At 74.7% G+C, this 18,043-nt stretch carries 16 protein-coding genes; 13 read left to right on the top strand and 3 right to left on the bottom strand.

The window, feature by feature from the left end; all coding sequences use genetic code 11:
* The first annotated feature begins 153 nt into the window (after positions 1 to 153).
* From NF681_14655 to NF681_14605, 11 genes are all read left to right on the top strand, one after another.
* A complete protein-coding gene (locus NF681_14655; protein UST55789.1) occupies positions 154 to 2,574 on the top strand; it encodes a DNA internalization-related competence protein ComEC/Rec2 in 2,421 nt (806 codons plus the stop codon).
* Positions 2,575 to 2,743: 169 nt separating this feature from the next.
* Entirely contained in the window at positions 2,744 to 3,613 is an 870-nt protein-coding gene (locus NF681_14650) for an IclR family transcriptional regulator (protein UST53542.1), read from the top strand.
* The gene (locus tag NF681_14645) at positions 3,613 to 4,821 is read left to right on the top strand and encodes a thiolase family protein (protein ID UST53541.1); all 1,209 of its coding nucleotides are present in this window, start codon (positions 3,613 to 3,615) and stop codon (positions 4,819 to 4,821) included. Before NF681_14650 ends, NF681_14645 begins: the two co-directional genes overlap by 1 nt.
* Positions 4,818 to 5,234 carry an OB-fold domain-containing protein gene (locus NF681_14640; protein ID UST53540.1) on the top strand — a complete coding sequence of 139 codons (417 nt, stop codon included), beginning with the start codon at positions 4,818 to 4,820 and terminating at the stop codon, positions 5,232 to 5,234. Before NF681_14645 ends, NF681_14640 begins: the two co-directional genes overlap by 4 nt.
* A 49-nt stretch (positions 5,235 to 5,283) precedes the next feature.
* Positions 5,284 to 6,297: a tripartite tricarboxylate transporter substrate binding protein gene (locus NF681_14635; GenBank protein ID UST53539.1), complete on the top strand. Its 1,014-nt coding sequence runs from the start codon at positions 5,284 to 5,286 to the stop codon at positions 6,295 to 6,297.
* 1 nt (position 6,298) lies between these two features.
* The gene (locus NF681_14630) at positions 6,299 to 7,231 is read left to right on the top strand and encodes a MaoC family dehydratase N-terminal domain-containing protein (protein ID UST53538.1); all 933 of its coding nucleotides are present in this window, start codon (positions 6,299 to 6,301) and stop codon (positions 7,229 to 7,231) included.
* On the top strand, positions 7,228 to 8,289 hold the full coding sequence (locus NF681_14625) for a tripartite tricarboxylate transporter substrate binding protein (protein ID UST53537.1): 1,062 nt from the start codon (positions 7,228 to 7,230) through the stop codon (positions 8,287 to 8,289). The genes NF681_14630 and NF681_14625 overlap by 4 nt, the downstream gene beginning before the upstream one ends.
* Positions 8,286 to 9,074, top strand: a complete 789-nt coding sequence (locus NF681_14620) for an enoyl-CoA hydratase family protein (GenBank protein UST53536.1) — start codon at positions 8,286 to 8,288, stop codon at positions 9,072 to 9,074. Before NF681_14625 ends, NF681_14620 begins: the two co-directional genes overlap by 4 nt.
* A gap of 120 nt (positions 9,075 to 9,194) precedes the next feature.
* A complete protein-coding gene (locus NF681_14615) occupies positions 9,195 to 11,279 on the top strand; it encodes an acetate--CoA ligase family protein (GenBank protein UST53535.1) in 2,085 nt (694 codons plus the stop codon).
* A gap of 85 nt (positions 11,280 to 11,364) precedes the next feature.
* On the top strand, positions 11,365 to 12,885 hold the full coding sequence (locus tag NF681_14610; protein ID UST53534.1) for a circularly permuted type 2 ATP-grasp protein: 1,521 nt from the start codon (positions 11,365 to 11,367) through the stop codon (positions 12,883 to 12,885).
* Positions 12,886 to 12,907: 22 nt separating this feature from the next.
* The gene (locus tag NF681_14605; GenBank protein UST53533.1) at positions 12,908 to 13,864 is read left to right on the top strand and encodes an alpha-E domain-containing protein; all 957 of its coding nucleotides are present in this window, start codon (positions 12,908 to 12,910) and stop codon (positions 13,862 to 13,864) included.
* Between the two features lie 12 nt (positions 13,865 to 13,876).
* Here NF681_14605 and NF681_14600 read toward each other — a convergent pair whose 3' ends face one another.
* The 3 genes from NF681_14600 to modA are packed head-to-tail and all read right to left on the bottom strand — an operon-like array spanning position 13,877 to position 16,058.
* The gene (locus NF681_14600) at positions 13,877 to 14,578 is read right to left on the bottom strand and encodes an ATP-binding cassette domain-containing protein (protein UST53532.1); all 702 of its coding nucleotides are present in this window, start codon (positions 14,576 to 14,578) and stop codon (positions 13,877 to 13,879) included.
* Between the two features lie 5 nt (positions 14,579 to 14,583).
* Positions 14,584 to 15,237 (bottom strand): molybdate ABC transporter permease subunit, encoded by a 654-nt coding sequence (modB, locus tag NF681_14595; protein UST53531.1) that lies wholly within the window; start codon positions 15,235 to 15,237, stop codon positions 14,584 to 14,586.
* A 56-nt stretch (positions 15,238 to 15,293) separates the two neighbouring features.
* On the bottom strand, positions 15,294 to 16,058 hold the full coding sequence (gene modA / locus NF681_14590; GenBank protein ID UST53530.1) for a molybdate ABC transporter substrate-binding protein: 765 nt from the start codon (positions 16,056 to 16,058) through the stop codon (positions 15,294 to 15,296).
* 82 nt (positions 16,059 to 16,140) lie between these two features.
* Between modA and NF681_14585 the strand changes: the two genes are divergently transcribed.
* Together NF681_14585 and NF681_14580 are read left to right on the top strand one after the other, a co-directional pair.
* Entirely contained in the window at positions 16,141 to 16,962 is an 822-nt protein-coding gene (locus NF681_14585; protein ID UST53529.1) for a LysR family transcriptional regulator, read from the top strand.
* Positions 16,963 to 17,022: 60 nt separating this feature from the next.
* A complete protein-coding gene (locus NF681_14580; protein UST53528.1) occupies positions 17,023 to 18,042 on the top strand; it encodes an XdhC family protein in 1,020 nt (339 codons plus the stop codon).
* Position 18,043: the final 1 nt, after the last annotated feature.

Raw genomic sequence — 18,043 nt, 5'->3', positions numbered from 1 at the left:
AGCGCACGCAGGGAGGGGATCGACATGGAAAACCAGGTGGTCGGCGCGACGCCGGGCCGCGCCTTGCGCGCGGGCCCGTCGGGGCCCGCGCGCGGGGGCGAGGAAGCGGGCGACGACCCGAGATCGGCGCCCGGGGCGGGTCTGTTCGTGGCGATGGCGGGCTGGCTCGGCGGCACCGCGCTGCAACTGCATCAGCCCGCGCTGTGGCCCGCCGCCGTCTACGGGATCGCCGGGCTGGCGGGCCTGATCGGCGGGGGCGTGCTGGCGTGGCCGGGGCGCCGGCGGCGCGTCGCCGGCATCGCGCGGCTGGCCCTGGGACTGCTGCTCGCCGCCCTGCTCGGCGCGGGAGCGACCGGCTGGCGCGCGGCGCGCTATGCCGCCCAGGCGCTCGACCCGGCCCTGGAGGGGCGGGACCTGCGGGTCGTGGGCGTGGTCGTGGGGCTGCCGCAGCACGGGGAGGGCGGCACGCGCTTCGCGCTCGCGGTCGAGTCGGCACGCCGGGCGCCGCCCGGGGTCGGCGATGCCGGTGACGACGCCCCGGGTGCCGCGGTCGACCCGGTGCCGGCGCGCATCGCGCTGGTCTGGCATGCCGACACCGCCATGCACGGGGCACCGCCCGGGGCGGGGCCGGCACCGGAGGCGCCGCACCCCGGCGAGCGCTGGCGCTTCACGGTGCGGCTGAAGGCACCGCACGGCGACGTGAACCCGCACGGCTTCGACACCGAGTTGTGGATGTGGACGCAGGGCACGCGCGCGAGCGGCTACGTTCGCGCCGGCACGCGCGACGCCGCCCCGCGCCGGCTGGCGGCGACCTGGCGCCAGCCCGTGGCGCGCGCCCGCGAGGCGGTGCGCGACGCCGTCCTCGGGCGCGTCGCCGACCGCCGCGCGGCCGGCGTCGTCGCCGCGCTGGTCACGGGCGACCAGGGCGCCATCGAGCGCGCCGACTGGGAGGTGTTCCGCGCGACCGGCGTGGCGCACCTGGTGTCGATCTCCGGCCTGCACATCACGATGTTCGCGGCGCTGGCGTCGTTGGCCGTCGGCGCGGCCTGGCGCCGCAGCACCCGCCTCATGCACCGCTGGCCGGCCCAGCGCGCGGCCCTGGCCGGCGGCGTGGCGCTGGCCACGGCCTATGCGCTGTTCAGCGGCTGGGGCGTGCCCTCGCAGCGCACGGTCTGGATGCTGGCGACGGTCGCGCTGCTGCGGCTGTCGGGGCGCCGCTGGCCGTGGCCCTGCGTCTGGCTGCTGGCCGCGTGGGTGGCCGTGGCGGTCGATCCGTGGGCGCTGCTGCAGGCGGGCTTCTGGCTCAGCTTCGTCGCGGTGGCCGCGCTGTTCGCCACCGACCCGGCCCCGGCCGACGGCCGTGCCCCGGGCTGGCGGCGGCGCCTCGCGCGGCTGGCGCGCGAGCAGGCCGTGGTCACGCTGGCGCTCGCGCCGCTGACCCTGCTGCTGTTCCAGCAGGTGTCGGTGGTCGGCCTGGTGGCCAACGCGCTGGCCATTCCGTGGGTGACGCTGGTGGTCACGCCGCTGGCGATGGCCGGCGTGATGGCGCCGCCGCTGTGGGACCTGGCCGCGCGCGCCGTCCAGGCGCTGGCCTGGGTGCTGCAGGGCCTCGCGGCGCTGCCCTTCGCCACGTTCTCGGCGGCGGCCCCGCCGGCGTGGCTGGCCGCCTGCGGCGTCGTCGGCGGGGTGGTCGCGTCGATGCGGCTGCCGTGGCGCCTGCGCTCGCTGGGCCTGCCGCTGCTGCTGCCGGTGCTGCTGTGGCAGCCGGCGCGGCCCGCGGCCGGGGAATTCGAGTTGCTGGCGGCCGATGTCGGGCAGGGCGGCGCGGTGCTGGTGCGCACCGCCACCCACGGCCTGCTCTACGACGCCGGCCCGCGCTACAACCCCGAGAGCGACGCCGGCGCGCGGGTGCTGGTGCCGCTGCTGCGCGCCCTGGGCGAGCGGCTGGACCTGGTGGTGCTGAGCCACCGCGACAGCGACCACACCGGCGGCGCGGCGGCGGTGCTGACCGCGCAGCCGCAGGCCGGACTGCTCGCATCGATCGAGCCGGCGCACCCGCTGCAGGCGCTGCGCCCGGCGCGGCGCTGCGCGGCCGGCCAGCGCTGGTCGTGGGACGGGGTGGATTTCGAGGTGCTGCATCCGCTGGCCGACGACCACGACGCGCCGGGCGTGCGGTCCAACGCGCGCTCGTGCGTGCTGCGCGTGGGCAACGGACGCGCCACCGCGCTGCTGACCGGGGACATCGAGCGCGCGCAGGAGGCTGCCCTGGTCGGGCGAACCGTCGCGGGCGGCCTGCGCGCCGACGTGCTGCTCGTGCCGCATCACGGCAGCAAGACCTCGTCGAGCCCGCCGCTGCTCGATGCCGTGGCGCCCCGGCTGGCCCTGGTGCAGGCGGGCTACCGCAACCGCTTCGGGCATCCGGCGCCGGCCGTGGTCGAGGCCTATGCCGCGCGCGGCATCGCGCTGGTGGACAGCCCGCACTGCGGCGCGGCGCACTGGTCGAGCCGCGCTCCGGGCGAGGCGCGGTGCGAGCGCGTGGTGGCGGCGCGCTACTGGCACCACCGCGTGCCCTGAACCGGACGCGGCGGGCGGTCCGCGTGCCGGGTTTTCCCTGGAAAAGTTTCGGCCACGGCAACTTTCGCCGCTTTGCTTGACGCTGGCGTTGCGCCGCGACTTCAATGCGGCAGGTTGCGGCGCCGTCCTGGCGCCGGTTCCGGTGCACGAAACAACGACGAGAGACGACATGACCGCCAGAACGCGCGTTCCCGCCTCCATGCTGGCCCAGCGGGCCGTGGAGCCCACCTCGTCGGTCGAGCGCGCCTGCCGCATCCTGCGCGCGCTGTCCGATCCCGGGGTCACGCGGCTGACCGACATCGCCGTGGCCACCGGCCTGGACAAGACCACCGCGCTGCGCCTGCTCGACGTGCTGGCGCGGGACGGCTTCGTGGTGCGCGACGCGCGCACGAAGCACTACCGCCTGGGGGCCGAGCTGCTGGTGCTGGGCGCCGCCGCCCTGGCGCGCTTCGACCCGCGGCCGCTGGCACGGCCGTCGCTGCTGCGGCTGACCGGCCGGTTCGAGGACAGCGTGATCCTGTCGATCCCGAGCGGCATCGAGTCGCTGTGCGTCGATGTCGAGGAGGGCCGCTATCCGATCCGCGCCAACTACCTGTCCATCGGCAGCCGCCGCCCGCTGGGCGTGGGCGCGGGCAGCCTGGCGCTGCTGGCCTGGATGCCCGAGGCCGAGCGTCAGGCCGCGCTGGCCGTGATCGCGCCGCAGTTGCAGCGCTACCCGCGCATCACGGCGCGGCTGCTGGAGGACCACGCCCTCGCGGCACGCGCGCGTGGTCACGCGGTGCTGCTGGACGTGGTGGTCGAGCGCATGGGCGGCATCGCGGTGCCGATCCTCGGCGCCGACGGCCGGCCGGTGGCGGCGCTGAGCATCGCCGCGCTCAACGACCGCATCACCTCGCGCGAGGCCGAACTGGCGCAGGCCTTGCGGCGCGAGGCCGCCACCTGCGAGGTGCTGTGGAGCCGCGCCGCGTCCGGCGGCGGTGCGCCCGGCGCGGGCGGCACCGCCACACCCGCCGCCGTGCGGCACGGGAGGCTGCACTGATGGCCGCCACCGCATCCGCATCCGCGTCCGCGTCCGCCGTCGCGCCCGGCCGGGCCTGGATCACCGGCGTCGGCGGCACCGCCTTCGGCCGTCACGAGGGGCAGGGCGCGCTCGACCTCATGGCACGGGCCGCGCGCGCGGCGCTGGACGACGCCGGCCTGCGCCGCGCCGACATCGACGGCGTGCTGTGCGGCTATGCCACGACCCTGCCGCACCTGATGCTCTCGACCCTGTTCTGCGAGCGCTTCGCCCTCGACCCGGCCTACGCGCACGGCGTGCAGGTCGGCGGCGCGACCGGTGCGGCCATGCTGATGCTGGCGCGCGAGCTGGTGCGCGGCGGGCGCTGCCGCCACGTGCTGGTGGTGGCCGGCGAGAACCGGCTGAGCGGCCAGTCGCGCGACAGCGCCATCCAGACGCTGGCGCAGGTCGGCGACCCGGACTACGAGGTGCCCAACGGCGCCTCGGTGCCGGCCTACTACGGTCTGATGGCCTCGCGCTACCTGCACGAGACCGGCCTCGCCGAGGCCGACCTGGCCGAGTTCGCGGTGCTGATGCGCGAGAACGCGCGGCGCCACCCGGGCGCCCACCTGAGCGCGCCGATCACGGTGGCCGACGTGCTGGCCTCCAAGCCGATCGCCGCCCCGCTCAGGCTCATGGACTGCTGCCCGATCTCCGACGGGGCGATGGCGCTGATGGTGTCGGCCGCGCCCGTCGACGGCGGCGCCGGCGCCGGCACGCGCGTGGCGCTCGCCGGCGCCGGGCAGGCGCACCGCCACCAGCACCTGAGCGCGATGGCCGACGTCATGGACTGCGGCGCGGCCGTCGCGGCGCGGCGCGCCTTCGCCGAGGCCGGCCTGGACGTGGCCGACATCGACCACCTGGGCATCTACGATTCCTTCACCATCACGCTGACCATGCTGCTCGAGGAGATCGGTTTCGCCCCGCGCGGCGGCGCGGCGGCCCGGGCGCGGGCGGGCGATTTCTCGCCCGGTGGCGCGTTGCCGCTCAACACCCACGGCGGCCTGCTGTCGTTCGGCCATTGCGGCGTGGCCGGCGGCATGGCGCACGCGGTGGAGGCGTTCCGGCAACTGACCGGGCGCGCCGGGGCGCGCCAGGTGGCCCGGCCGCGCCACGCCTTCGTGCACGCCGACGGCGGCGTGATGTCCTCCCACGTGAGCCTGATCCTTTCGCGGGAGGACGCGTCGTGAACGCCCCGGCGCCCGGCGCCCCGGCCACCACGTCCTCCGGCGCGCTCGCCGCGCCCTTCGTCGAGGGGCTCGCGCGCCACGTGCTGCGCTTCCAGCGCTGCGGCGCGTGCGGCGCGGCGCAGACGCTGGCGCGCCATGCCTGCACGCGCTGCGGCAGCGAGGCGCTGGCCTGGGAGACCGCGCGCGGCACGGCCACGCTGCACGCCGTCACCGTCGTCGCGCGCGCGCCGTCGGACGCCTTCCGCGTGCTGGCGCCCTACACGCTGGTCCTCGCGCAGCTCGACGAGGGTCCGCGCCTGATGGCGCACGCCGAGCCCGGCGTGTGCATCGGCGAGCGCGTGACGGCCGGCTTCTTCGTGCACGACGGCCGCACCCTGGTGCGCTTCGCGCGCGCCGATCCCGCCGCCGGCTGAGCGCGCGCCGGGCCACCGGTCATCGACAGGAACCACAGGAGACAACGACATGCATCCGATCCGCTTCCTCCCCGCGCGACGCCGCCTGCTCGCCGCCGCCACCGGCGCGGCGCTCGGCCTGGCCGTGTCGGCCGGCGCGCAGGCGCAGTCACCGCCGTCGCCCGCCGCGTCCTATCCGAGCAAGCCGGTGCGGCTGGTGGTGCCCTATCCGCCGGGCGGGCCGACCGACATCGTCGCGCGGCTGGTGGCGCAGAAGCTCTCGGAGCAGACGGGCCAGCAGTTCATCGTCGACAACCGGCCGGGCGCGGGCGGCAACCCCGGTGCCGAACTGGTGGCGCGCAGCCCGGCCGACGGCCACACGCTGGTGGTGGCCACCACGGCCCACGCCATCAACCCGTCGCTGTTCAAGAACCTGGGCTACTCGCTGTCGAAGGACTTCGCGCCGGTGTCGCAGCTCACCAGCGGGCCGCTGGTGATCGTCGTCAACCCGCAGCTGCCGGTGCGCAACGTGGCCGAACTCCTCGCGCTGGCCAAGGCCAGGCCGGGCGAGCTGAACTTCGCGTCCTCCGGCAACGGACAGTCCACGCAGCTGTCGGCCGAGCTCTTCGCCGCCATGGCCGGCGTGCGGATGAACCACATCCCCTACAAGGGCAGCGCCCCGGCGCTCACCGACACCATGGGCGGCCAGACGCAGCTGATGTTCGACACCATGCTGTCGGCCCTGCCGCACGTGAAGGCCGGCAAGCTGCGCGCGCTGGCGGTGACCAGCGCGGCGCGCTCGCCGGTCGCGCCCGACGTGCCGACGGTGGCGGAGTCCGGCCTGCCGGGCTACGAGGCCATCGCGTGGAACGGCCTGCTCGCGCCCGCGGGCACGCCCGCCGAGGTGCTGGCGCGCCTGAGCGCCGAGCTGCGGACGGCGCTCGCCGCCCCGGACGTCAGGGACCGGTTCGAGGCCCAGGGCTTCGCCGCCTGGAGCACGCCGGCGGACTTCGGCCGCTTCATGGCCGCCGAGGTCGACAAGTGGGCCGGCGTGGTGAAGACCTCCGGCGCCAAGGTGGACTGAGGTGATCGATGTCCATCGCCTGAAGGCCTGGCACTTCGACGAGGTGGTGCAGCGCTACGACGCCGACGACGTCATGCGCTATGCGCTCGCGCTCGGCCTGGGCGGCGACCCGACCGACGCGCGGCAGCTGCGCTTCGTCAGCGACGCGGCGGCGCCGCCGCTGGCACTGCCGACGCTGGCGGTGGTGCTGGGCTTTCCAGGCTCGTGGATGCGGGATGCGGCCACCGGCATCGACTTCGCGCGCATCGTGCACGGCGAGGAACGCGTCGTGTGGCACCGCCCGCTGGCCCCGGCCGGCACGGTGCGCGCGCGGCACCGCGTCACGCGCGTGGTCGACAAGGGACCGGGCCGCGGCGCCGTCGTCACCTACGACAAGACCCTGCACGACGCCGAGGACGGCGATGCGCTGCTGGCCACCGTGACGCACACCACCTTCGCGCGCGGCGACGGCGGCTTCGCGACGGCGCAGGCGCCGGGCGACCCCGCGCCGCCCGCGCCCGCGCCGCTGCCCGAGGGCGCGCCGCACGCCGCGGTCGACATCCCGACCCTGCCGCAGCAGGCGCTGCTCTACCGCCTGTGCGGCGACCGCAATCCGCTGCACGCCGACCCGGCCACGGCCCGCGCGGCGGGTTTCGAGCGGCCGATCCTGCACGGCCTGTGCACCTGGGGCATGGCGGGACACGCGCTGCTCGCGCAGTGCGCCGGCAGCGATCCGACGCGGCTGCGCAGCCTGTCGGCGCGTTTCTCGGCGCCGGTGTTCCCGGGCGAGACGCTGCGCCTGGAGCTGTTCCACGACGGCGCCGAGGTGCGTTTCCGCGTCCGCGCGCCGACGCGCGACCGGGTGGTGCTCGACCACGGCCATGCCGTGTTCGCGGACCCGCCGAAGGATCGAGCGACCCTGGAACGATCCGACAACGACGAGGAGACGACATGACGACCAGGACCCACCGGGACCACGCGCCCGCTTCCATCCCCATCCCCATCCCCATTCCCATCCCCACCCTCGGGCGCCGGACCCTGCTGGCGGGCGCGGCCGCCGCGCTCGGCGCGCTGGCCGCGCCGGGTGGGGCCTTCGCGCAGGCCGCGTTCCCGGGCCGGGCGGTGCGCTTCGTCGTGCCGTTTCCCGCCGGCGGCCCGGTCGATACCACCGGCCGGGCGGTGGCGCAGAAGCTGTCGGAGGTCTGGGGCGTGCCGGCGGTGGTCGACAACCGCGCGGGTGCCGGCGGCATCGTCGGCGCCGAGATCGCGGCCCGGCTGCCGGCCGACGGCCACCACGTGTTCGTCTGCAGCATCCACCACGCGGTGCTGCCCAGCCTCAAGCCCCGGCTGGCCTACGACATCGAGAAGGACTTCGTGCCGCTGAGCTTCGGCGCGATGTTCCCGGTGGTGCTGGTGGCGCACCCGGGCGTGCCGGTGAAGTCGGTGGCCGACGTCGTCGCGCTCGACCGGCGCGCTCCGGGCACGCTGAGCTTCGGCTCCGCCGGCAACGGCGGCGGCACGCACCTGGCCGGCGAGCTGTTCAACATGCAGGCCGGCACCAGGCTGCTGCACGTGCCCTACAAGGGCAGCGCCCCGGCGATGAGCGACCTGCTCGGCGGCCAGGTGCAGTTCATGTTCAGCGACGCGCCGACCGCGCTGCCGCAGATCCGGGCCGGCAAGGTGCGGGCCATCGCGGTGGCCAGCGCGCGGCGCTCGGCGCTGCTGCCCGACGTGCCGACGGTCGCCGAGTCGGGCCTGCCGGGCGTGTCGGGCTACGAGGCGTACTCGTGGGCCGCCTTCCTGGCGCCGGCGGGCACGCCGGCGGCGCTGGCGCAACGCCTGGGCGCGGACATCGGCAAGGCGCTGGACGACCCGCAGGTGCGCCAGCGCCTGCAGGATGCCGGCGCCGAGGCCATGCCCACCACGCCCGAGGCCTTCGCGAAGATGCTGCACGCCGAGATCGCCAAGTGGACGAAGGTGGTGCGCACCGCCGACATCCGGGTCGACGGATGACGGCGGCGCCGGAGACCGCCGCGCGCCTGCTCGCGCGCCGCGACGGCGCGGTGCTGGTGCTGACGATCAGCAACCCGGCGGCGTGCAACGCGATGCACCCGTCGCTCTACCGCACGGCCGTCGAGGTCCTGCGCGCGGCGGCCGGCGACCGCGCGGTGCGCGCCATCGTGCTCACGGGCGAGGGCGATCATTTCTGCGGCGGCGGCGACGTCGCGCGCCTGGCGCGGCAGCGCGCTCTGCCGCCCGCGTCGCAGGCCGCGCACCTCGACGCGCTGCACGACTGGGTGATGGCGATGCACGAGGCGCCGCAACCGGTGATCGCCGCCGTCGAGGGCGCGGCGGCCGGCGGCGGCTTCTCGGTCTGCCTGGGCTGCGACCTGATCGTCGCGGCCGAGGACGCGCGCTTCGTCATGTCCTATGTCCGGCTGGCGCTCACGCCCGACGGCGGCGGCTCCGACTCGCTGGCCCGCGCGCTGCCGCCGCAGACGGCGCTGGAACTGCTGCTCGACGGCGGCGTCTGCGGTGCCGCGCGGCTGCACGCGCTGGGCGTCGTCAACCGCGTGGTGCCCCACGGCGAGGCCCTCGCCACCGCCATGGCCTGGGCGCGGCGCCTGGCCGACGGTCCGTTCGAGGCGCAGGCCGACATCAAGCGGCTGGTGCATGCCGCGCGGGGCCGTCCGCGCCGCGCGCAGCTCGACGCCGAGCGCGACGCGTTCGTGCGCCACCTCCATGGCGAGGCCTGCGGCGCGGGCCTGGCGGCGTTCCTGGCGGGGCGGCGCGGCTGAGCGGGCCGGGCCGGCACCTCCGCCGACCGGGTGCGTCGTCCGCGTCTCCTCCGCCGTCCGTCCCGTCGCCCTCCTTTTCCTTCTTCCGTTTTCTTTCCCCATCCTGCGAGGCCCAGCCCCATGTCCGACCTGCTCGAATCCGCCCTCGACCCCCGGTCCGTCGCCGTCATCGGCGCCTCCGAGAACATCCACAAGATCGGCGGCCGGCCGATCCACTACATGCAGAAGCACGGCTTCCTCGGCCGCATCTACCCGATCAACCCGGCGCGCGAGGAAGTGCAGGGCCTGTGCAGCCATGCCTCGCTCGACGACCTGCCCGAGGTGCCCGATCTGGCGATGGTCATCGTCGGCGGCGACAAGGCGGTCGAGGCCGTCGCGCAGTGCGCGGCGCGGGGCGTGAAGTCGGCGGTGGTGGTGGCCTCGGGCTTCGGCGAGACCGGGGAGGCGGGGCGCGCGGTGCAGCGCGCCATGGTCGAGACCGCGCGCGCCGCCGGCATGCGGCTCTACGGCCCCAACACGCAGGGGCTCGCGAACTTCGGCACCGGCGCCATCGCCGGCTTCTCCACCATGTTCGTGGAAGTGCCGCCGGCCGACGGCCCGGTGGGCATCGTCAGCCAGAGCGGCGGCATGTGCGCCATGGCGTACGGCCTGCTGCGCGGGCGCGGCCTGGGCGTGCGCCACGTGCACGCGACCGGCAACGAGGCCGACATCACCGTCGCCGACCTGGCCTGGGCGGTGGCGCATGACCCGGACGTCAGGCTGCTGCTGCTCTACCTGGAGACCATCGCCGACCCGGCGCTGCTCGCGCGCACGGCCGCCTACGCCCGCGAGCGCGACCTGCCGATCATCGCGGTCAAGGCCGGGCGCTCGGCCAGCGGCCAGAAGGCGGCGGCGTCGCACACCGGCTCGCTGGCCAACGAGGACCGCACGGTCGACGCCTTCTTCCGCCAGCACGGCATCTGGCGGGTGCGCGACCCGCACGCGCAGGCGCTGGCGGCCGAGGCCTACCTCAAGGGCTGGCGGCCCGAGGGCCGGCGCCTGGTGATCGTCAGCAACTCCGGCGCGAGCTGCGTGATGGGCGCCGACGCCTCCGAGGACTTTGCGCTGCCGCTGGCCGAGCTGGCGCCCGCCACCCGCGCCGACGTGGCCGCCCGCCTGCCGGGCTTCGCGACGGCGGTCAATCCGATCGACATCACGGCGGCGCTGCTGTCCAACAGCGGCCTGTTCGGCGACGTGCTGCCGGCGCTGGCGCGCGACCCGGCGGCCGACCTGTTCTTCGTCAACATCCCCGTGGCCGGCGCCGGCTACGACGTCGAGGCCTTCGCGCGCGACACGGCGGCCTTCGCGCGCGACACCGGCAAGCCGGTCGTGGTCGCGGCCTGGCAGGAGTCCGTGGCCGCCCCGTTCAGGGCGCAGGGCATCCCGACCTACGCCAACGAGCACGACGCGCTGGGCACGCTGGCGCAGCTGGCCGCGCACACCGCGCTGATGCGCCGCGCCGTCGTGCCGTGGCCGGCCGGCGCCGCGCCCGCGCTGCCGCCGGGCTCCGGCCGCTTCCTCGACGAGGCGCAGAGCCTGGCGGTGCTGGCCGACGCCGGGGTGCCGGTGGTGGCGCACCGGCTGTGCCGCAGCGCCGACGAGGCCGCCGAGGCGCTGGCGGCGGTGGGCGCGCCGGCGGTCGTCAAGGCCTGCTCGCGCGACGTGCCGCACAAGTCCGAGCACGGGCTGGTGGCCCTGGGCGTGACCACGGCGGCCGAGGCCCGGGCGCTGTTCGAGCGCCAGTGGGCCACGCTGGCCGGGCTGGGTGCGGCCCGGGACGGCGTGATCGTGGCCGCGATGCGCCGGGGGCAGCGCGAGTTCATGGTCGGCGCGCGCGTCGATCCGGTGTTCGGCCCGGTCGTGGTGGTGGGCGACAGCGGCAAGTACGTGGAGGCCCTGCAGGACGTCGCCGTGCTGCTGCCGCCGTTCGCCGCCGCGGACGTGACGGCGGCGCTGCGCACGCTGCGCGTCGCGCCGCTCATCGAGGGCGTGCGGGGCGATCCGCCGCTCGACGTGGACGCGCTGGCCGCGCTGGCGGTGGCGGTCGGGCGCCTCGTGGTGGATGCCGGCGGCGCGATCGCCTCGATCGACGTCAACCCGGTGCTGGTCGGCGCCCGGGGCGAGGGCGCCGTGGCGCTGGACGCCCTGATCGAGCGGGGAGGCTGAGCCGCCCCCGTCGCGCCCGTGCAAAAGAACGCCGCTGCTTGGCCTCGAAATTGCTAAGCTCCACGCAGGAGAAATGGTTGTTCACATGCACAAATTCGACGAGATGTACGAGCAGCTGCCCTATGCCGGCGCTGCGATCCGCAGCCATTACGCGCGCTACGACCAGTGGCTGTCGCGCCAGCCCGGCGAGCTCATGCGTTCCCGACGCGAGGAGGCCGAACTCATCTTCCGCCGCGTCGGCATCACCTTCGCGGTGTACGGCGCCAAGGACGAGGACGGCTCGGGCACCGAGCGGCTGATTCCCTTCGACCTGCTGCCGCGCATCATCCCGGCCCACGAGTGGGAGCTGATGGAGCGGGGCCTGGTGCAGCGCGTGACGGCGCTCAACCGCTTCATCCACGACGTCTACCACGACCAGGACATCATCAGGGCGGGCATCGTCCCGGCCGAGCAGATCCTGAACAACGCCCAGTTCCGCCCGGAGATGATGGGCGTCACGGTGCCCAACAACGTCTACTCGAACATCTCGGGCATCGACATCGTGCGCGCGCCCGACGCCCAGGGCAACGGCGAGTACTACGTGCTGGAGGACAACCTGCGCGTGCCCAGCGGCGTGAGCTACATGCTGGAGAACCGCAAGATGATGATGCGGCTGTTCCCCGACCTGTTCAGCCAGAACCGCATCGCGCCGGTCGCGCACTACCCCGATCTGCTGCTGGAGACGCTGCGCGCGAGCGCGCCGCCGGCCACCGCCGAGCCGACCGTCGTCGTGCTCACGCCGGGCATGTACAACAGCGCCTACTTCGAGCACGCCTTCCTCGCCCAGCAGATGGGCATCGAGCTGGTCGAGGGCCAGGACCTGTTCGTGAAGGACGACTTCGTCTACATGCGCACCACGCGCGGTCCGAAGCGCGTGGACGTCATCTACCGCCGCGTGGACGACGACTTCCTCGACCCGGAAGTCTTCAAGCCCGACTCCACGCTCGGCTGCGCCGGCCTCATGCGCGCCTACCGCGCGGGCAACGTCGCCATCTCCAACGCCGTGGGCACGGGCGTGGCCGACGACAAGTCGATCTACCCGTACGTGCCCAAGATGATCGAGTTCTACCTGGGCGAGCAGCCGATCCTGAAGAACGTGCCGACCTACATGTGCCGCAACAAGGACGACCTGCAGTACACGCTCGACCACATGAAGGACCTGGTGGTCAAGGAGGTGCACGGCGCCGGCGGCTACGGCATGCTGATCGGTCCGGCGTCGACCCAGGCCGAGATCGAGGACTTCAAGCGCGCCGTGATCGCCAAGCCCGATGGCTACATCGCGCAGCCCACGCTGAGCCTGTCGACTTCCCCGACGTTCGTCGAGGCGGGCATCGCGCCGCGCCACATCGACCTGCGGCCCTTCGTGCTGACCGCCAAGGAGGTGCAGATGGTGCCTGGCGGCCTCACGCGGGTGGCGCTCAAGGAGGGCTCGCTGGTGGTGAATTCGTCCCAGGGCGGGGGCACCAAGGACACCTGGATCATCGAGAGCGACCGTCGCGGCGCCCGGCAGGCGGCCAGCGAGGTCGCCGCGGCCGCCGTGCAGGCACAGAAACAAACATCGGCCTGAGGCCCAGAGGAGCACGTCCCCCATGCTGTCACGCACCGCCGATCACCTCTACTGGATGTCGCGCTACACCGAGCGGGCCGAGAACACGGCCCGCATGCTCGACGTCAACTACCAGACCTCGCTGCTGCCGCAGTCCGCCGAGGTCGCCAAGTACGGCTGGCAGGGCGTACTGTCGATCAGCGAACTGCTGCCCGCCTACAACAAGGAACACGACCAGATCACGCCCGACGAGGTGATCGACTTCATGGTCAAGGACGAGGACAACCCGTCGTCGATCATCTCCTGCCTGAAGGGCGCGCGCGAGAACGCGCGCGCCGTGCGCGGCGCGCTCACCACCGAGGCCTGGGAGACGCAGAACACGACCTGGCTCGAAGTCAACCGCATGCTGCGCAACGGCGCCCTCGAGCGCGATCCGGCCCAGTTCTTCGAGTGGGTGAAGTTCCGCTCGCACCTCTCGCGCGGCGTCACGCTGGGCACCATGCTGCAGGACGAGGCGTTCTACTTCTCGCGCCTGGGCACGTTCCTGGAGCGCGCCGACAACACCGCGCGCCTGGTGGACGTGAAGTTCCACGCCCTCAACAGCGAGTTCTTCGGCACCGCCACCGAGGAGGACCAGGAGTACGACTTCTATCACTGGAGCGCGATCCTGCGCAGCGTCTCGGCCTTCGAGACCTACCGCAAGGTCTACCGCGACGTCATCAAGCCCGAGCGCGTGGCCGAACTCCTGATCCTGCGCGCGGACATGCCGCGCTCGCTGCACCACAGCCTGCACGAGGTGGTGGCCAACCTCGACCAGGTCTCCAACGACCCCGGCAGCGAGACGCGCCGCCGTGCCGGCAAGCTGCTGGCGGACCTGCAGTACGCCCGCGTCGACGAGATCCTGGCGACCGGGCTGCACGCCTACCTCACGCAGTTCCTCGACCGCGTCAACGAGGTCGGCGCGCGCATCAGCCAGGACTTCCTGATGCCGGCGAGCTGAGCGCCGAGCCGGTCAGCCGGGCGTCACGCGCCCGACGTCGATGCGCACCACCGCCTGCGCCAGCGCCTCGACGTCGGCCGGGTCGTGCGTGACCAGCAGCGTGGGCACCCGCACGCGTTCCAGCATCTCGGCCAGTTCGGCGCGCAGGCGCGTGCGCAGTGGCGCGTCGAGCGCCGACAGCGGCTCGTCGAGCAGCAGCAGGTGGGGGCGCGGCGCCAGCGCCCGCGCCAGGGCCACGCGCTGGCGCTGGCCCCCCGACAGGTGCCCGGGCCGCGCGTCGCGCAGCGTGGCCAGACCGAACTGCCCGACCAGCGCATCGATGTGGGCCCGGTCCGCCTCGGCGATCCGGTGCCCGAGGCGCCGCACGCCGAACTCGAGGTTCTGCGCCACCGTCAGGTGGGGAAACAGCGCGTAGTCCTGGAACACCACGCCCACGCCGCGCGCGCGCGCCGGCAGGTCGATGCCCGCGGCGCTGTCGAGCAGGGTGTGCGCACCGATCCGCACATGGCCGCGCACGCCCGGCAGCAGACCGGCGAGCGCCATCAGCACGGTCGACTTGCCCGAGCCCGACGCGCCCATCAACGCCGTGCGCATGGCCCGCGACACGAAGGCCGTGTCCAGCGCGAAGCGCCGCTCGCCCGACGCCAGCGTGGCGCGGACGTGGACGTCGAGCGCCGGGCGGGCCGGATCGTCGGGGCGCGGGGCATCCGTCATGGCGTTCAATGCCGCGCCCGCAGCAGGCGGCCGGAAGCCACCAGCACCGTGACGCAGACCGCCGAGATCACCGCCGTGAGCCACAGCGCCTGCGCGTCGTCGCCGGCCTGAACGGCCTCGTAGACGGCGATCGACAGCGTCTGCGTGCGGCCCGGCAGGTTCCCCGCGATCATCAGCGTGGCGCCGAACTCGCCCATGGCGCGCGCGAAGGCGAGCATCAGGCCCGATGCGATGCCGCGCACCGCCAGTGGCAGGGCGATGCGCAGGAAGATCTCCAGTTCGCCCGCGCCCAGCGTGCGCGCGGCCTGCGCGAAGCGGCCGTCGACCTCCTCGAAGGCGGCGCGCGCGGCCTTGTAGATCAGCGGCAGCGCCACCACCGCCGCGGCGATGACCGCCCCCTGCCACGTGAACATCAGGTTGATGCCGAACCACGCCTGCAGGTGCCGGCCGAGCACGCCGTTGCGCCCGATCAGCACGATCAGGTAGTAGCCCAGCACGGTCGGCGGCAGCACCATGGGCAGCATGAGCAGCGCGTCGGCGAGGGACTGGCCGGCGAAGCGCCGGCGCGACATCCACCAGCCCAGCGCGATGCCCGCCGCGCCCGCCAGCAGCGTGGCGAGGACGGCGACCTTGAGCGTGAGCCAGAGGGGGGTGAGCACGTGGGAGGCGGCGCGCGGGAGGAGGATCGGGGTGGCAAGCGGCGACCGGCGGGCGCTCAGGGCCGCGAGAAGCCGGCGCCTTCGAGGATGCGCTGGCCCTCGGCGCCGCGCACGAAGGCGATGAAGTCGCCCGCCAGCGCCGCGTTCCTGCCGCCGGCGATGCGGGCGATGGGATAGCTCACCGGCGTGGCGGTGGGGACGGCCAGCGCGATGCGGACCTTCGCGCGCTCGACCAGGGCATCGGTGCGGTAGACGAAGCCGGCATCGACCTCGCCACGTGCGACGTAGTTGAGCACCTGGCGCACGTTTTCCCCGTAGATCCAGCGCGGCGCCAGGGCGTCGGTCAGGCCGGCCTGGCGCACGGCCTGGGCCGCGTAGCGGCCGGCGGGCACGGACGAGGGCGTGCCGGTGGCGATCCGGGCGTAGCCGTCGCCCGCCAGGTCGGCCAGGGCGGCCGGCGTGCGCGTGGCGTTCGCCGGCACGACGAGCACCAGCGCGTTGCGGGCGAAATCGGCCCGCGTGCCCTCGGCCAGCAACGCACCGCTGGCCGCCCGGTCCATCGTTTCCTGGTCGGCCGAGGCGAACACGTCGACCGGTGCGCCCTGCCGGATCTGCGCGAGCAGGGGGCCCGAGGCGGCGAAATTGAACGTCACGCGGGCGCCTGGACGCGTCCGCTCGAACGCCGTGCCGATCGACTGGAAGGCCTGGGTCAGGCTGGCGGCGGCGGAGACGACCAGTTCCTGCGCCTGCGCGAGGCCGGCACCGGCGAGCAGCACGGCGGCGAGCGCACCGTTGCGCAGGCGATGGGTGGAGGTGGTCATGGTCGGATCGCGGCCTCGTGCGAAGCGTTATTCAAAAAAGGAATAGCGCCATCATAGCCAGACCCCGGTCGACAATCGCCCGATGTCCCTCCGGTCCTCCGCCTCGCCCCCCGCGCCCTCGATCGACGCCCTCGGCCACGGCGCCGGCGACAAGCGCATCGAGATCCTGCGCGGCATCGCGGCCACCGGCAGCATCTCGCGCGCCGCGCGCGAGGCCGGCATCAGCTACAAGGCGGCGTGGCAGGCCATCGACACCCTGACCAACCTGGCCGGCGTCGCGCTGGTCGAGCGAGCGGTGGGCGGCGCGGGTGGCGGGGGCGCGCGGCTGACGGCGCAGGGCACGCGGCTGCTGGCGCTGGCCGGAGCGCTCGACGCGGCGCGGCGCGAGGTGCATGCGCAATGGCTGTCCGCGGACGGCGCCGCGCTGCCCCGCGTCGCCCTGCGCACCAGCATGCGCAACCAGCTGCCCGCGACGGTCGAGCGCCTGGACGTCGCCGGCCGCATCGCGCGCGCGATCCTGCGCTTCGACGGGCGTCCCGAGGGCGGTCCGGCGGTCGCCGCGCGCCTCACGGCCGAGAGCGCCGAGTTGCTGGGACTGCGCCCCGGCCTGCCGGTGATCGCGCTGTGCAAGGCGACGGCCGTGCGCTTCGACCGCTCGCCCCCGGCCGCGCGGCGGACCGCCGGGTCCGCGCCCGGACCGCACGCGCCGACCGACGCCGTCGACCGGCTCGAGGGCACCGTCTCCGGCATCACGCGCGACGAGGGCGGCGACGAACTGGTGGTGACGCTGGCGGGCGGCCTGCGGCTCGTCGGCTTCGCCGCCGCCGGCACCGCGCTGCGCACGCGCCAGCGGGTGCGCGCCGCCGTCGACGCGTCGGCCTGGGTGGTCGCGCTGACCGGCTGAGGCGGGCGAAACCGTTCGCGTCCGACGGTCGCGCGCCCGGGTGCCGCGCACACTGGGCGTATGGACAACCTCGACCTGACAGTGATCCGCGCGCTCCTCGACTGGCGGCGCGCCGGCCGGCACGCCCTGCTGGCCACCGTGACGCGCACCTGGGGCTCGTCGCCGCGGCCGGTCGGCTCGATCATGGCGCTGGCCGACGACGGCTCGGTGGTGGGTTCGGTCTCGGGCGGCTGCATCGAGGACGACCTGATCGCGCGCCATCGCGGCCGCCTGCACCTGCCGCGCGACTCGCGGCGGCCGGCCAGCGTGACCTATGGCGTCTCGGCCGACGAGGCCCACCGCTTCGGGCTGCCGTGCGGCGGCACGCTCGAGCTGCTGATCGAGCACGACCCCGACGCCGACGCGCTCGCCACGCTGGTCGCGTCGCTGCAGGACGGCCGGCCGATGCGCCGCGCCGTCTCGCTGGCGGACGGCGCGGTGCGGCTCGAGGCGGGCGGGGCGACGGTGGAGGCGCACGTGGCCGACGGCTGGTTCGTCAACGGCTTCGGGCCGGCGTTCCGCATGCTGATCGTCGGGGCCGGACAGCTGGCCGAGTACCTCGCGACGATGGCCAAGTTCAGCGGCTTCGCGGTGACGCTGTGCGACCCGCGCGCGGAGTACCGGGGCGCCTGGGCCGTGCCCGGCGTGACGATCACGACGCAGATGCCCGACGACGCCGTGATCGCCTTCCGGCCGGACCGCCGCAGCTGCGTGGTCGCGCTCGCGCACGATCCGAAGATCGACGACCTGGCGCTGCTGGAGGCCCTGGACAGCGAAGCGTTCTACGTCGGCGCCATCGGCTCGCGCCGCAACGCGCAGGCCCGGCGCGAACGCATGGTGGAGCATTTCGGCCACACGGCGGCCTCGCTGCAGCGCCTGCGCGGGCCGATCGGCATCTACATCGGCAGCAAGACGCCGCCGGAGATCGCGGTCAGCGTGATGGCGGAGATCCTGGCCGTGAAGAACGGCGTGACGCTGCCCCGGGAGATCGAGGTGGCGAGCGCGAAGGCGTCGCTGGAGGGGCTGCGGGAGCCGGCCTGAA

The organism is Comamonadaceae bacterium OTU4NAUVB1 (assembly GCA_024372625.1).
Taxonomy (GTDB): Bacteria; Pseudomonadota; Gammaproteobacteria; order Burkholderiales; family Burkholderiaceae_C; genus Variovorax.
Note: the sequence above shows the minus strand (reverse complement) of the source record. Positions and strands in the feature narration are given on the sequence as shown.

Excerpts from the sequence above, each read along its gene's own strand:
- NF681_14655 (UST55789.1), top strand. The coding sequence starts at position 154 with ATGGCGGGCTGGCTCGGCGGCACCGCGCTGCAACTGCATCAGCCCGCG.
- NF681_14610 (UST53534.1), top strand. The coding sequence starts at position 11,365 with ATGCACAAATTCGACGAGATGTACGAGCAGCTGCCCTATGCCGGCGCT.
- NF681_14625 (UST53537.1), top strand. The coding sequence starts at position 7,228 with ATGACGACCAGGACCCACCGGGACCACGCGCCCGCTTCCATCCCCATC.
- NF681_14620 (UST53536.1), top strand. The coding sequence starts at position 8,286 with ATGACGGCGGCGCCGGAGACCGCCGCGCGCCTGCTCGCGCGCCGCGAC.
- NF681_14600 (UST53532.1), bottom strand. The coding sequence starts at position 14,578 with ATGACGGATGCCCCGCGCCCCGACGATCCGGCCCGCCCGGCGCTCGAC.
- NF681_14635 (UST53539.1), top strand. The coding sequence starts at position 5,284 with ATGCATCCGATCCGCTTCCTCCCCGCGCGACGCCGCCTGCTCGCCGCC.
- NF681_14615 (UST53535.1), top strand. The coding sequence starts at position 9,195 with ATGTCCGACCTGCTCGAATCCGCCCTCGACCCCCGGTCCGTCGCCGTC.
- NF681_14580 (UST53528.1), top strand. The coding sequence starts at position 17,023 with ATGGACAACCTCGACCTGACAGTGATCCGCGCGCTCCTCGACTGGCGG.
- NF681_14650 (UST53542.1), top strand. The coding sequence starts at position 2,744 with ATGACCGCCAGAACGCGCGTTCCCGCCTCCATGCTGGCCCAGCGGGCC.
- NF681_14585 (UST53529.1), top strand. The coding sequence starts at position 16,141 with ATGTCCCTCCGGTCCTCCGCCTCGCCCCCCGCGCCCTCGATCGACGCC.
- NF681_14645 (UST53541.1), top strand. The coding sequence starts at position 3,613 with ATGGCCGCCACCGCATCCGCATCCGCGTCCGCGTCCGCCGTCGCGCCC.
- modA (UST53530.1), bottom strand. The coding sequence starts at position 16,058 with ATGACCACCTCCACCCATCGCCTGCGCAACGGTGCGCTCGCCGCCGTG.
- NF681_14605 (UST53533.1), top strand. The coding sequence starts at position 12,908 with ATGCTGTCACGCACCGCCGATCACCTCTACTGGATGTCGCGCTACACC.